Here is a 1,019-nt window from a genome sequence, read left to right as displayed (position 1 = left end):
CGGGCTGCTGTTGATCTCAAAGCCTTGGGCGAGAGGACCATTACGGTAGATGCGGATGTTCTACAGGCGGATGCAGGTACCCGCACTACTGCCATTACTGGGGGATATGTTGCTCTTGCGGATGCTGTGGATAAACTGGTTAAAACGGGAGTACTAGAGCGATCGCCTTTAATTCACCAAGTTGCTGCTGTCTCGGTTGGTTTATTGGAAGGTGAGCCGTTTTTAGACCTCAACTATCTCGAAGATGTGGCGGCTGATGTGGATTTTAATGTAGTGATGAACGATCAAATGGGTATTATTGAGGTTCAGGGAACAGCCGAGTCAGGGGCTTATACTCGCCATCAACTCAATCAGTTGATGGATCTAGGAGAAAAAGGTATTAAGGAGTTGTTACAGGCACAGCGTTACCAGAAATAAGTGCTGAGTGCTGAGTAATAATTGTCGCGCTTCACTTTTGAGATTGGATTTCCTTCCCGTAGCGTGACCTACGGTCAAGCTATTGGTCAATCATCGTGAGGGCGCAAGCCTTGCGCCCCTATATTGCTGCCCTAGAATAGGGCTCCTGCAATAGGTTTTAAGTTTCTGAGGCTGATGATTCACTAATAACTGGTGACAAGTAAGCCACAACCGCACCGAGAACGAAACCAAGAATATTGCGCAATAGTGGTAAGAAATCAGAGGTGCGTGTCACTACAGGTCCAATACCGAAGGCAATAAACAGAATACCCCAAAGTGGGGACAAAATTAAAGCCCATTGCCAAGCGAAAACCTGATCCTGTTTGCGGGGAATAGCAGCAAATCCACAAATCACTCCTCCGACAGTAGAAGTAATTAGGGTCAGAATCCACTGTTCCCGTGGTAGTCCAGGTACCACCCGACATCCCCCTTGGCGCAGGCATTGCTTGACCGTATTTAGGGCTTCGATAATAGATTGGTTTTCGCCATTGTCCCGTACAAAGTAGAGATTACCAAATCGGGTTTGCAACTCTACCCAAAATGTACGAGGAAGCGTGCCGGTC

General features: G+C 47.6%; 1 protein-coding gene and 1 pseudogene. One reads left to right on the top strand and one right to left on the bottom strand.

Annotation, left to right across the window (positions count from 1 at the left end):
* Positions 1-417: ribonuclease PH (gene rph, locus F6K53_RS45405; RefSeq protein ID WP_293087795.1), on the top strand; the 417-nt coding region annotated here is incomplete at its 5' end.
* A gap of 157 nt (positions 418-574) precedes the next feature.
* On the opposite strand, the pseudogene F6K53_RS45400 reads toward rph, so the two are convergent.
* A pseudogene (locus F6K53_RS45400) lies at positions 575-1,019 on the bottom strand (TPM domain-containing protein); the annotation flags it as partial.

This window comes from Moorena sp. SIO4A1, assembly GCF_010672065.1.
GTDB lineage: Bacteria > Cyanobacteriota > Cyanobacteriia > Cyanobacteriales > Coleofasciculaceae > Moorena.
Note: the sequence above shows the minus strand (reverse complement) of the source record. Positions and strands in the feature narration are given on the sequence as shown.